The sequence below is a fragment of the Pedobacter gandavensis genome, assembly GCF_014172405.1.
Taxonomy (GTDB): domain Bacteria; phylum Bacteroidota; class Bacteroidia; order Sphingobacteriales; family Sphingobacteriaceae; genus Pedobacter; species Pedobacter gandavensis.
Window position 1 is genome coordinate 96,511 of sequence record NZ_WNXC01000001.1, and the last position, 13,375, is coordinate 109,885.

Genomic DNA, 13,375 nt, shown 5'->3' on the forward strand with positions numbered 1-13,375 from the left:
TCTCTTCCTATTTGTACAACAGACAGCTAGTCAATTGTATGTGAAATTAAGTTGAGGAAAATGAATTTATTAATTTTTGCAATTCTATATATTTATACTGTTTAAGTGGTTTATCTCATTAAATGGAAGTAAATTTGCATGGGAGATGCTGAAAACATATATGTTGTATATAACAGGTATATTATATTATGCATCCAGTTAAAGGAAAGAATATGGCATTAGATCTAAAATTTTTAGAGCAAGAAATACAAGATCAATATCTAAATGATGATAATCCACGTCCATGGATTCTAGGGTTTTCTGGTGGTAAAGATTCCACAATGCTTCTGCAGTTAACATGGTTAGCTATACGTAAGATTGATCCTATTCTTAGAAATAGACATGTGTATGTAGTTTGTAATGATACATTGGTTGAAAATCCTAGAATCGCAAAATTTATCCATATAACATTAGATCATATTCAAAAAGCTGCTGCAGAGGAGGGAATGCCTATTTCAGTTCAACAAACTAATCCACGTTTGGAGGATACGTTTTGGGTAAATTTGTTAGGCAAAGGCTATCCTGCCCCAAATAATACATTTCGTTGGTGTACAGACCGTTTAAAAATAGACCCAACTACACAGTTTATAAAATCTAAAATATCGGAGGTAGGCGAAGCTATTATTCTCTTAGGTACTAGAAGTGATGAAAGTAACAGTAGAGCAAAAAGTATTGAACGTAGTAAAATTCATATAGATAGTGAAAGATTACGTAAGCATGTTTTACCAAATGCATTCGTATTTGCACCTATTAAAGATGTAGAGACAGATGAGCTTTGGACGTATTTATTGCAAGTAAACCCGCCTTGGGGTGGAACACATCGTGATTTGATTACTCTTTATAGGAACGCATCAGGTGGAGATTGCCCTCTAGTTATTGATACTACTACGCCTTCTTGTGGCCAAAGTCGTTTTGGCTGTTGGGTCTGTTCTGTTGTGAAAAGAGATAAATCGATGGAAGCACTCGTAGACAATGGAGAAGAGTGGATGGAGCCTCTAATAGTGTTTAGGGATATGCTTGTTGATTATCGTAATGATAGGAGCTGGAGGCAGATGTGGCGTAGAAATCAAGATCAAGATGCAGCAAATTTAGACAACTGGGGGCCTTATCTGCCTGAAAAACGTGCGTATATGCTTAAGGAGTTATTGAAAGCTCAAAAAGAAGTGCAACAAGAAGACCCAAATTTGATATTGATCAATTATCAGGAATTGGTTGCGGTTCAGGTTACATGGCATAGGGATTCAATATTTGATTATAGTGTTGCCGAAATTTATAATTCAGTATATCATACCGAAATGGCAAAGGAGGAATTTTCGGATGATCAAATTTTTGAAAAGGATTTATTGAAGCAGGTTTGTGATAGTGAAGAAGATTTCAAATTAATTAACGAGCTGTTAGAATTACAAAAAGCCAAAATTATTTTAGTAAACAAGTATGGGATACAAAGCGATTTGGAAAACCATATTGTCAATGATGCCAATAAAAGGATAGTATGTTAATCGATCAAATTAAACTTTACAATTTTAGAGCATACCAAGGGCAGCAAGCTCTATCACTTTCCACAAATCCGGAACAGCATGTAACCATAATTTCTGGACAAAATGGTTTTGGTAAAACTTCGTTATTAACCGCACTGGTGTGGGTTTTATATGGTAAACTGATTGTTGACGTTGATGAACGTTATCGTAAAGAAATTTACGAAAGTGGAGGCTACAATAGATATGCATTTAAGTTGATGAACAGAAGTGCTTTGCAAATGGCTACAGCAAAACATGATCAGTTAAGTGAAACCAAAGAACTTAGCAAGAATACATTAGAACAACGAAAGATAAATACTGAAATAGAGGCCTTATATAGCTTTAGTTGTAGTATAACATTAACCAATATATTTATTCCTCACTTATCTTGTAATGATGTTACAATTACTAGAACGTATAATACTCGTAATGAAAAGGAAGAATTAGAAATTCTAGTTGACGGTAAACTGAATGAACTCACAAAAACTATAGGTCAAGAAATTTTTATCAATGATTTTATATTGCCTAAGGAAATAGCCAAATTCTTTTTCTTCGATGCTGAAAAGATTACAGCATTGGCAGAAGTGAAAAGTATTGACGAAAAACTGTATTTCAGTAAGGCTTATAATGAAGTTCTCGGTATAAAAAAATACACTGATCTTAAGCAAAATCTAGAGAACCTACAGTTACGTATTACAAAGAAGTCTGCTTCTAAAGGTGATTTTAAAAAGATTGAAAATTTACAAGAAAAGCTCTCTCAATTAGAAAGATTAATAGAGGTTAAAAAAGAAAGTCTGGAAAGGAAAGAACAGGAACTAATTATAAAAAAGGCTGACCTAGCTGATGTGCAAGAAAAGTTGATAAGGTCTGGTAGCGCGTTGAGTAATGAAGAATTACAAGAGTATAGAAAAATGCGTATTAATTTGAGCGAAGCCATTGCAAGGAATAAAAATAATTTTGCTGAATTACTCGAATTGGCTCCATTTGCTATGCTGGCAGGTAAAATGAAAAATGTTAATCAACAGATTTCATTAGAAGAAAGACAACAGCATATTAACTTGATCAATAGCTTACTAGAAGAGAAGTATAATGTATTAAAGGATGCTATTTCTTCATTTGATAAAGTTCAGCAAAATAAAATAGATTTATTATTGCAAAAGCATTTAGGTAGGGTAGAGGGTACTAATGAAAGTATTCTTTTAGGATTTACCCAAAATCAAATAAATCAATTCAATGCAGTATATGGTAATTTGCAGAATGCATATGCAAAGCAGTTTAAAACGTTAGTTTCTGAGGGAAAACGCTTACAAAGCAGTTACAATATCACACACAAGAAAGTTCAGGATGCAGATCTAAAATCGGAAGATCCAGTTATACAGGCATTAAAAAATACATTTGATGAAATCAAAACCGATGTAGAGTTATTATCCGATAAGATTGTAAATCTGAAAGTAGATATAGGGATGAGTGAACGAGAAGTAAATACCCTAAGTCGTCTACTTTCTGAACAGACAAAACATATAAAAGTCGAAAAACAAGACCGACAAAAAACCGAAACCGCTGAGCGATTGGTCAAACAACTTGATGCGTTTATTTATCAACTTAAACTAAAAAAGAAAGCATCTTTAGAGAAGAATATTAAGCAGGAATTGAATGCGTTAATGCACAAAAATAATTTTGTTGATTATGTCGAAGTAAAAATTGATGGAGATCTAATAGATATAGACTTGTATGATGCAACTGGCAATACAATTAACAAAGAAAGTCTTTCTAAGGGAGAACAACAGTTATATGCAACAGCATTATTAAAAGCCTTAGTAACTGAATCTAATATCCAGTTTCCTGTTTTCATTGATAGTCCACTACAAAAGTTAGATAAAAAGCATGCTGCTAATATTATAAAAGAATTTTATCCATCGGTTTCTAGTCAAGTGGTACTATTCCCCTTGCTAGAAAAAGAGCTTTCGGAAAGCGAATATAATATGTTACTTCCTAAGATTGGTAAAGCATACTTAATAAAGCAAGAAGCAAATTATGCTTCAACTTTTGCTGATTTATTTCCAACTGATTTATTCCCTCAATTTATAAAAACACAGCAGGCGTATGTTTAGTAGTATTAAGACTTCAAAAACCAATAAAGAGTTAGTGACGCATTTAACTAATAAGCTGAATTTAGGTTCAGAGAATATTATTGCACGTTTGGCATTTAGCTACTCTTTAGCTAAGGAGCATAAATTGGAATTGAACAAAATTGAAGATTCACAAGGGAAGGAGTATAATATTAAGGTGTTATTTGGTAATTATCCAGAAATTTATCTTTCAATTATCGCTTTACATTATAATATTAAAATTGCTGATAAAGATATGCAGAAATATGTTAAAATGCATATAGATGATGGATTAACATTAATTGATCAGGATATTTCTAATAAAAGTTCAATATCAGGAAATGATTTTTTAATTAATGAAATAGAAAAAGGGTTACAACTAGATTCTTCTTCCCAAATATATTAATTACCAGGGTAGTACTCTTCTCTGAATTGCTACCCTGGTACGGTTTATTCTATGTACCCCAATGATTTTCAATATATCCAATCATTTCACTTGGATTTAAAGCAATTGTTGACGCAGCTCTTCTAATATAAAAATCTTCAGTTTTCTTTGATTTATTTTTTACGTATACGGGGCCTTTTTTACTAAATTGAACATCTAGGCGACAGACCAGCTTACCTTCAATTTCTGGAAAAGTAAGTGTAATCAATGAATATGCTGAATTACCAAGGTAGTTTTCTATAAGATTGTCTAGATGCTTTTGAAATTCGTCCATTGGATCCGATTTTTTACCAAATGATCCTAAATCAGTTTCTAAACCTAGAGTCACTTTTGTATCAGAAACACCAATTAATAGGGTGCCCGGTTTTGTATTCATGTATCCTGCTAGTGTTTTTATGCAAGACATCTCCATTTTTTCATCAGGTTGGTTTGTATGTAAGTTAACCCGAAGAGTCGATTTGAATTCCACATTTGGAGATTCTCCTCCTTCAATCAATTTCAACGTTCCTTCAATTGTACCTTCTGTAGCCTCTTGTGGTTCTAACCCAGATTCTGAATCTTCTGGTTGCAAATCTCTAAATGTACTGTTCTCCGCTAATAAATCAATAAATAGATATGGACTGTTTATTAATTGGTTGGAATTGTATTGCTCTTGTAAAAACTCTAAGCCTCCATTAGCATAACCCTCAAAAAAAGAAATGATTAGACCTATTGCTTTGTCCAACTCTTTTTCATTCATCTCTTCCAACTCAGTCCACGTAAAGTTTAATTCATCCGTATGTGTTAGAGCTATCATAAGTAGGAAATCAACTAATGCACCACCACCTTTCCATTTTGCAATTTCTACAAAATCTTTCGATAAGTTATTTCCTGGCAATGGTAAGAAGGATTTTCTCTTTAAGCCTAAAATGAAAGCGTAGATAAACAGTTCATATACTGGGCCGAATTGAGCATACTCAGATTTGGATTGCCCTTTGTTTGCCAAAACATCTATTAGAGGAATACGACTTTTTGCGTACCTCGGCTTTTTCATTAATATTTGTGTCCTGAAATCTTGTGAATTCATTATTTCAACCTTATTTGTTTTGTTTCTAGATCTTTTTGTTCTGCTCCTTCTGGTACTGTATTTAAATACATTGCCTTTACAAAATCCTCTTTGCGTAATTTCCTTCCAAGAGATGTTAGCTTTTGATCGTCATTTCTATCGAATAACTCTTTTACTAATATAACACTTTGCGGAAAAATTTTTGCAGTCGATTCAAAGAAGCCCTCTGTAAAACCCTCGCCAAAAGCAGACAATGGCGCATCTGCTAAAAGAGGATAATTATATTCAGAATTGTTTGCAGTAATAATCGCCATAACAACGGAGAATTTTTTCATTCGTTGAAATCCTTCAGAAGCACCGGAAACAATATTTCCAGCGCGATCAATATAATTGAAGTTTATAGCACCACTTGGTGTTTTTTCAAATTTAAGAACACCTCCTACTAGATCATTACTTTTAATTAGTGATTGAAAATGGTTATTGGCGTGTTCTTCCAATTTTTTAATCATTCGATCATAAACTCTTTCTTTTGCTTTAGTTGTCGCGTTTGCTAGATCTTTTGCAATAGTGAAATTTTCTTGAAATCCTCGTGGAATGTCCTGGACCTTGCTAAGGTTTTCAATCTCTAGTTCGGTATTTTTGACTTTATATTTATAATCGTTTATTTTGGGTAAAATAATGTCGTCTATCTTAGTGCGGGCATTTTCTATTTGACGGATTGCTCCTTTATAATTATTAATTATATCATTTTCATTGGCTTTTGAATCTTCACCAGAAATTAACAGATCTTTTCTTTGATCTTTTAATGATTTTAGTTGTGCACTGAAACGATCTATCTGTTGAATATACTCACCTTCTTTATCTTTAAAACTAGAAATACTCGAAGGAATATTTGAAATTCGATTATAAAAAGGTTGCGCATTAATTTGAATATCTCCAAAGAAATTATTTAAATTATTTTTGACATACTCAACCTCTTTACTCCCTGAACTAGGTCGATTTTTTAAGGCTGTAATATAATTATGTTCTTTACTGTCTCTTCTAGCCGGACGATCACAAACATAGCAATGTTCATGATCTACCATGTTTTGCAAGCTTACTGCGTCCGGTGAATTTACAGGTAAGAAGTGAAAATAATTGTTCGGATTAGCATCTATATTTTTTAGTGCCTTTAACTCAAAATGCTTTGTGGTGTACTCATCCCTCATTTTTCGGAATTTGTCTATATTATTCTCAAATCCCATTGCGATCCATGAAAATTGGCCATCAAACATTCTGTTATTCACTTTATCTAAAAAGTCTTCGAATTCGTCCTTTTTCTCTTTCAGGCGTCTCTGAATTGGTTTGATTTTATCATCTAATTCTCTTCGTTTGTCTGCATTCGCATAAACTTTATCAAGTTCATTTTTTTCTTTTTCAGCTTTGCTATATGTCTCTTCCCATTCTTTTAACTTCTCCTCTTCTTGCTTCAGTAATAATTCGAGCCGTTCCTTCTCATTTATGGCATCATTTAGCCGCTTCGATTGAGCATCATTGGACTTCATTTGATCTTTTAAGTCACTATATGCTTTTTCATTTACATAATTAACGAACTCTTCAAGTTTTTCATATTTTGATATGTCAGTTAAATTCGTTACTGCAGATTCGATACTCTCCTTCTCACTAAAATCAATAATCTTATCAACCTCTTCTCCTTGTAAAAAGGAATACTTTCTAAATGCAGGTAAAATTAAAGAGTCAATTATTTTTATTTTTTCATCTTCATCATATACTGGCTTATATTTTGGTAATACTAGGTCTGTTTTATTTACTTCAAGATCATTTAAAATAAATTGCCAACTGTTTGGGTTTGTAAAGTCTTCGTTCAACTTTATTGCTGTGAAGGATTTAGTGATTTGATATTTCAAACGGTTAGCTTGTGTATACTCTATTTGGATGCCACAATAAACTTTTCCATGAATAGGGGCTTCGAACTTTGCCTTATCGGAAATAATCTTTACAAATGCATTTTTTATTGATTTTTCTATTTTGTCATCTGAATCAAGGACCACATCATTAAATAACCATAAGAATGCATTGAAAAATTTTGATTTTCCAGCTCCATTATCAGCAACAATAATATTTACTCCTTGTTTTAGTTCATAACTATTGTCTTCAAAAGTTCCATAATAGTTGAAAAAATTATTGAATGATATACTGTTAAGAATAGCTGCCATGTTTATGTTTTATGAATAACATTTTTTATAATAGGATAAATTTGCCTTGAGGTTCTATTATTGTCCATTTCAATAATTATTGTAGCCATTACTTCAATGATTTTTTTTGATTGACGTTCTCCACCACATCGGATTTTTTCAATATCAGATGATTTTAGGTCATATTTTTCCATTAATTCTGGGTCTGAAAGTATTTCTCTCAACATTTCGTCTCTTTTACTCATAATTCGTTAATTATTTCATTCAAATTAAGTTCATATTTTTTGCATACTTCCTCGAGGTTCTCCTTTGTATCGTAATAGTTCATAGATAAACTAGCGAAATAAGCGACACGTTGTAACTCATTTTTCACAAGTTTTTTTTCCATGCTGAATAATTCAGACTTGGATATGATTTGACTCGGTACTACAACCATGTCATAAATAGTGGCAAATGCTTTTTCGATATGTTTGCGTAACAGTCTTCCTCTTCGCTGTATAAATTGTCGGGGATTACCAGTGCTCGAGCAAAATATCCCTACTTCTGCGCGAGGTACATCTATACCCTCATCTAGCATTTTCATAGCGAATAACATTTCTATTTTACCCTCAGAAAAGCCTCGAAGAATATCAGCTAAATCACTATCATCAGTAGTATATGAATTCATTTTTATACCAGGAATAGTATTTGCGCCAATTAATAGAAATTGATCTAATAATTTTTCTCCTTGGCCATTTTCAGTATAAACGTAACCTTCAGGAACATAGGTGAAAATGTAATGTAGTTTATTTTGCTTTTCCAGTTCTCTTAAAATGATCTTAAAGGTCAAAAGTTTATTATGAGCTTTATGGATAAGATTTTTTCGTTTTAAAAGTAATATTTCAACTATAGGGTCTTTTTTGAATTCACCCTTTTCAAAATCAAAAAACTTTAATAGTTTTTTAGATATCTCTATGTATTTTTCGGTTTCTTCTGCTGTTAATTCTACGATTAGGGGGAAATATTTATATTCTGTTAAAAAGCCATCATTTAGAGCTTTTTCCATGGAGAATTCATAACAATATGATGGTTTATCATTGAAGAACATATTTAGAGCATCTGTTCCCTCTGGATCATAAACTCTTTTTGGAGTTGCAGATAAACCAATTCTTTTTTTTACCTGTATATTTGGTAGTAATTTTCTTATTGATTCTGCACCAATATTGTGCGCTTCATCGGCAATTAAAGTGAGATCTTGTTGGATTTTAATAAAGTATTTTTGAAAGCGATCGGTTACAAAACTACCGTAGGTAGCAATTAAAATATAATTCTCCTTCTTTTTCCAAAGTCTATTACTTACAATAGAACCAAGAGTAGGTTCCCAGTTATACCCACCACCAATTTTTACTATACCCTTAAAATTAAACTGTTTTGCTTCTTTTTCCCATTGGTTAAGAAGTGCTATTGATGGAACTAGAATAATGATTTTATATTCTCCGGATATCTTATATTCATTTAGAATACAATTTAATGATGTGATGGTTTTTCCTGTTCCAGTTGCCATCGCAAAAACACCACTATAATCATTTTTCTTCCAATTATTGTATGCTTCTATTTGATATGGACGAGCCCCATTAGGATAGGGGAACCTAGGTTCATTAGCCATTTTTTCTATTTCAAATTCCAAATAACTAATGTGCGAGGCCAGTTGCTCTTCCTTTAAAAACAGATTTTTCTTTTTGATCAAATCAGCTTCTTCAATTAGGAGTTCCTCAATAGTTTCATGTCCTGTAAACTCATTTTTAATAGCAACAGTAATGTCGGTCGCATCAAGATATTCTAAATGCTCAGCTTTTCCATTAAATATATTATCAAAATAAGCCTGGTCTTCTTTTGTTTTATGTAATGATCCTTCACTATCGCTTGATAAAAAGCAGTTTAAGCTTTCAGCATTTTCTAAAAGACCAAATGCTGTGAAATTACAAGAGGCTTGAAAAGATATAGCATGATTTTCATCTGTGAAAACACCTGATTTATAATGAGCAATCCCTTTTGATTTTGGTTTTACAATTTTAATGTCAATACATTCATTAGCAATAAGATAAGCTATACATTTAAAAAAGTGACATCCATATTCATCTAGACTAGCTTTTAGATTTTTAATATCGGTCAAGTCCAAAGGTATTTGTATATCCTTGTTCTTACCTGATATAATAGCCTCTTTGTCTTTTTCTGAGAGGATATGGTTAGCTACAATACGCATTTTACCTCCTTTGTAGATAAATTGTGCAAAACCAAGTGACAATACATTGATGGCAGCTGAACTGAAATACCCTAATAACAAATCAAATTGTTTAGCGTTCGACAAACAATCTAAATAGAATTTTAAAGGCTCATGATCTGAACCGGTTCTATAGCTTTTGCTTTTAGGAAATTTTATTTGGTTTAGCATGTATTATAGAATAACTCTTTTTAATAATCGTTGATATTCGTCTTGATCTTCTGATTTTTTTATTTCATCTATATTTTTTAGACTGAGAGCCATCAACATAATGTTTGCCATACGTGATTTACCTACATAAGAGGAAACTCTAAAATAAGGATCAGAAAAATCAATATGTATCAGTTTTTGTAGTAAGCTGTCAAAGTATTCTTCTTTTATGTTTATCTCTCCATCTTTTACTTGATTTTGAAGTTCATTTAATAAAACAATAAATAGAGCTTTAAATCCAATGTTTTTATATATAAATGAATTTTCTGTAGCTATTGAAAAAAGCACTGTGTTGACACTTTTGAAGAAATTCTCTACAGTTTTTTCTACAACTATGTCGTTATTGTTAAGGTAGAATAAACGAAGTGGGGAGTTATCTTTTATCTTGTTTAATAATTCCCTATTTCTAATCTTTACATCAACTTTTGCTAAGATATCTTGATCTCTTTTAGGTTGTATAGAAATTAAAGAAACTATGCCTTCAACCATAGTTGAGGTTGAAACCTCCCAACTTGAAGATGATATATTTACTATTTCATTATCAATTTTAGGTGTTATTTTAATTTTTTTGTAAAAAAGAGTTCCTCGATTAAAGTTCAAACTCCTTGTTATGTATACTGATAGTTTTTCTGGAGACCAGGATGTGCGTTCTTCGACATCTAAATTAAAACCATATAGGTTATAAGTTAGGTTTTTACTGACAGGACTTTGGTTACTGTTTATATTCGCAAAAATATAAGCTTGATAAGAGACTGGAAGGTCAAAATAAATTGAACAAACCAATTCCATATCTAACCTATCCATATTTTCAATATATCTGAAGCCATCTAAACGGTGTTGACCATCTATAATGGAAGCAATTTTTTGGTGGGTAGGGATGGTTATAGCATATATATTCTCAGATTCTCTCTCAAAACTCCATCTAAGAGCCTCATCTTCTATTTCACGTCCTTCACTGTCATAATTTGCTGCAAGTATTATAGAATTGGGGAATGTAGACTCTACTGAATCAATAAATGTACCAATAGATTTAGACTTTGGAAGTTTAATAGCACGTTGATTTCCTATAAACGTAGTTTTTTCTTCGTATTCTTCTTTAATACGAAATTCTGATGAAAAAGTAATTTTTAGGAGATCTTCTGCCTTTACCTTACAAATAAAGAAATCTCCTAATGGTTGTGTCACTAAAATAGCTTTAACTTTCAAAAAATGCTCCATAAGTCTACATTATTACTTTAATTCCATTTGCATCTGGGTATTCTCCATCTAAATCATCCAGATTTCCCTCTTCTTTAGAGGGAATTATTGTTTCAAACATCTCTTTCCCTAATGGTTCAAAGTTTGCTTCACTATTGTTTGATGGTTTATCATATTTAATATCCATTGAGTTGGCAATCCACCATATAAAAAAAGAGAACAATGTAGAGTAAAAAGCAAAATTTAACGTTTGATTTCCTAATATTTGAGAATGTATAGCAAATATTGACATTGCTCCAATAATTAAGCAAGATACTGCAGGCATCCTTAGTGTCCTAGCTTCTAGTTCATTGGGGTGTTTATTTAAAATGAGATCTGCAGAGCTAGTTGCTATTATGGTAATGAAATAAGTAGATAAAGATTTTGCAAATTCTAATTCTACAAGCTTTAATCCAGTCAGTGACATGTTTGAACTTACAGCCTTATAATACTTAATAGCTGAAGGAAAAACACCTAATCCTCCTACTATTAAAATAACGAATAAAAAGTATAATATAAAATCTACTTTCTTAAAACCACAAAAGAATCTTTTAAAAAGTGCTTTAAATAATATTATCCATTCTTGGAAATAATTACAAAAAAAATATTTACCGTCAATAAATCTGGTTTTAATCCAAATCTTAACTTTCGAAATTCTTTTAGTTTTCGTCATATACTCTTTTATGTTTTTTCAGACCCCCCTTAAATATTTGAACACTTATGAGCTGTCACCTCCCCAAAGTTTTTCCTTTTCTGTATCAAATTTTTAATCTTATAAGGAACGTCGTCTAGTAATGCTATCTTTTTAATTGGCGTTTTCTATATACCCATGAAAGTTAGTTGTTTATGTGATTTATAAACTTTCCTTCTTCCGTTCAAAAGACTTATTTAATCCAATCTCTTGGACTAAATAAGTCTTTTATATCTACTTTTAAATATTCAACAATTTTATTTAATGTTGCTACAGCTGGCTGGTGCTTATTATTGACTCATCTTGAAACTGTACCTTTTTTAACTTTTAATTATTTAACTAAGCCATTAAACTCAAATTCCGCATGAAAGCAATCTTGTTCTCCATATCTATTAAATTTGTGATGTTAATAGCTATGACTTCATTTGTCTTTTGTGAAACCCATTTTTCTAGGTGGTTCTTGACGTTGTTGATTCAAAGGCTATTGTCATTTGCTTAAACTCTCATTTAAGAATATCTTTTATTCCCCATCGTAATGAAGCTAGGGATTCACGTAAATAGGCCATCAAGAAACTAAGTGTGAAAAGAGCGCACATTTATTTCATAGGTATTTTTTGTTTGTTCCCAGCCCTTACAAAGCTTTTTGGCTTTTACAAGCTTCACTAAAATGGGTTATCGTAAATCCAAGGTAACATGTTTTTTATGATAAAGCAAATGATTTAAATTGTCCATTGCATGTACATGCGGTAAGGGTTGATACTTAGCTGGTTTTGTTTTATTAATTAATATTGCCCTCAAGTCAGTATGCATAGCTGAAATGTGCTTGAGTTTGGCTTTAATAATTTGACCTATTTTTCATTCGATGCTCTAGTGATAAATGAAATTAATTTCGGCTGTCCTAATTAATACTACTACGATTAATTCAGCTAGTTGGTGATCGAAAAGCTAGTTTGTGTCCTGGTTAATAATGATTTAAGTCATTAATTTTTATTTTCTAAAACAAGGTCAATTGCGTTTGTATAAACGGGTAGGACTTCTTTTTCAACACAGAAATTTCTTTCAATCATAAGGTTTACAATAGCAGAACCGTCTATTAGTACAATTGGAACGGCCACATTGTGAAAAGATGCAGATTTCGCATCACTTGAAAAACGAGATGTAGTGAACAAGATACCTTGCTGATATTTACCTTGGATGTCACCTCTAAACTGACTTATTTTAGGTCGTCCGATAGTGGTGTTGGTATAACGCTTACACTCAAAAGCTACCTTCATGAATGCCAGTCCGATTTTTAATTCTCCAAATCCGTCGATTCCGCCATCTTTACTTCGACTGGTGATTTTCAGATATTTAAAGCCAAATACATGCAGTAATCTTTTACAGAATTCCTCAAAACTGTAGGGGTCAAGGAGTGTAAGTTGCACTAAAAGAGATTTTTTAAATTCCAATATTTATTTATCATGTAGTAATTTGATCTCATCATAGAGATTGGTATTCTTTGTAATAGGTCTTATCTTTTCTGAAACAGACCGTTCATAAGATATCCCTTTTAACCAATATAACCCGTCTTGCAGAAATATGAACAGTTTTGTTTTATGTGCAGTAGGGAAGTCAAGGTTTTCACTGTGT

At 32.0% G+C, this 13,375-nt stretch carries 10 protein-coding genes; 3 read left to right on the top strand and 7 right to left on the bottom strand.

Annotated features, from left to right (window positions below; translation table 11 throughout):
* The first annotated feature begins 212 nt into the window (after positions 1 to 212).
* From dndC to GM920_RS00425, 3 genes are read left to right on the top strand one after another with little or no spacing between them, the layout of a single operon-like run.
* Positions 213 to 1,538 carry a DNA phosphorothioation system sulfurtransferase DndC gene (gene dndC, locus GM920_RS00415; RefSeq protein WP_182952641.1) on the top strand — a complete coding sequence of 442 codons (1,326 nt, stop codon included), beginning with the start codon at positions 213 to 215 and terminating at the stop codon, positions 1,536 to 1,538.
* Positions 1,532 to 3,667 (top strand): AAA family ATPase, encoded by a 2,136-nt coding sequence (locus GM920_RS00420; protein WP_182952642.1) that lies wholly within the window; start codon positions 1,532 to 1,534, stop codon positions 3,665 to 3,667. The genes dndC and GM920_RS00420 overlap by 7 nt, the downstream gene beginning before the upstream one ends.
* Positions 3,660 to 4,070, top strand: a complete 411-nt coding sequence (locus GM920_RS00425; RefSeq protein WP_182952643.1) for a DndE family protein — start codon at positions 3,660 to 3,662, stop codon at positions 4,068 to 4,070. The genes GM920_RS00420 and GM920_RS00425 overlap by 8 nt, the downstream gene beginning before the upstream one ends.
* Before the next feature lie 49 nt (positions 4,071 to 4,119).
* Here GM920_RS00425 and GM920_RS00430 read toward each other — a convergent pair whose 3' ends face one another.
* From GM920_RS00430 to GM920_RS00460, 7 genes are all read right to left on the bottom strand, one after another.
* Positions 4,120 to 5,175 (bottom strand): AlbA family DNA-binding domain-containing protein, encoded by a 1,056-nt coding sequence (locus GM920_RS00430; protein ID WP_182952644.1) that lies wholly within the window; start codon positions 5,173 to 5,175, stop codon positions 4,120 to 4,122.
* Positions 5,175 to 7,370: an ATP-binding protein gene (locus GM920_RS00435; protein ID WP_182952645.1), complete on the bottom strand. Its 2,196-nt coding sequence runs from the start codon at positions 7,368 to 7,370 to the stop codon at positions 5,175 to 5,177. Before GM920_RS00435 ends, GM920_RS00430 begins: the two co-directional genes overlap by 1 nt.
* Positions 7,371 to 7,372: 2 nt before the next feature.
* Positions 7,373 to 7,594, bottom strand: coding sequence for a hypothetical protein (locus tag GM920_RS00440; RefSeq protein ID WP_182952646.1), 222 nt, complete (start codon positions 7,592 to 7,594; stop codon positions 7,373 to 7,375).
* Positions 7,591 to 9,780: a DEAD/DEAH box helicase family protein gene (locus tag GM920_RS00445; RefSeq protein WP_182952647.1), complete on the bottom strand. Its 2,190-nt coding sequence runs from the start codon at positions 9,778 to 9,780 to the stop codon at positions 7,591 to 7,593. The genes GM920_RS00440 and GM920_RS00445 overlap by 4 nt, the downstream gene beginning before the upstream one ends.
* 3 nt (positions 9,781 to 9,783) lie before the next feature.
* Positions 9,784 to 11,037 (bottom strand): DGQHR domain-containing protein, encoded by a 1,254-nt coding sequence (locus GM920_RS00450; protein ID WP_182952648.1) that lies wholly within the window; start codon positions 11,035 to 11,037, stop codon positions 9,784 to 9,786.
* 4 nt (positions 11,038 to 11,041) lie between these two features.
* Positions 11,042 to 11,728, bottom strand: coding sequence for a hypothetical protein (locus tag GM920_RS00455; RefSeq protein ID WP_182952649.1), 687 nt, complete (start codon positions 11,726 to 11,728; stop codon positions 11,042 to 11,044).
* 998 nt (positions 11,729 to 12,726) lie between these two features.
* Entirely contained in the window at positions 12,727 to 13,170 is a 444-nt protein-coding gene (locus tag GM920_RS00460) for a restriction endonuclease (RefSeq protein ID WP_182952650.1), read from the bottom strand.
* Positions 13,171 to 13,375: the final 205 nt, after the last annotated feature.

What these genes read in the sequence shown, in the direction of transcription:
- GM920_RS00440 (WP_182952646.1), bottom strand. Translation starts at nt 7,594, where the DNA reads ATGAGTAAAAGAGACGAAATGTTGAGAGAAATACTTTCAGACCCAGAA.
- GM920_RS00450 (WP_182952648.1), bottom strand. Translation starts at nt 11,037, where the DNA reads ATGGAGCATTTTTTGAAAGTTAAAGCTATTTTAGTGACACAACCATTA.
- GM920_RS00455 (WP_182952649.1), bottom strand. Translation starts at nt 11,728, where the DNA reads ATGACGAAAACTAAAAGAATTTCGAAAGTTAAGATTTGGATTAAAACC.
- GM920_RS00445 (WP_182952647.1), bottom strand. Translation starts at nt 9,780, where the DNA reads ATGCTAAACCAAATAAAATTTCCTAAAAGCAAAAGCTATAGAACCGGT.
- GM920_RS00430 (WP_182952644.1), bottom strand. Translation starts at nt 5,175, where the DNA reads ATGAATTCACAAGATTTCAGGACACAAATATTAATGAAAAAGCCGAGG.
- dndC (WP_182952641.1), top strand. Translation starts at nt 213, where the DNA reads ATGGCATTAGATCTAAAATTTTTAGAGCAAGAAATACAAGATCAATAT.
- GM920_RS00435 (WP_182952645.1), bottom strand. Translation starts at nt 7,370, where the DNA reads ATGGCAGCTATTCTTAACAGTATATCATTCAATAATTTTTTCAACTAT.
- GM920_RS00425 (WP_182952643.1), top strand. Translation starts at nt 3,660, where the DNA reads ATGTTTAGTAGTATTAAGACTTCAAAAACCAATAAAGAGTTAGTGACG.
- GM920_RS00420 (WP_182952642.1), top strand. Translation starts at nt 1,532, where the DNA reads ATGTTAATCGATCAAATTAAACTTTACAATTTTAGAGCATACCAAGGG.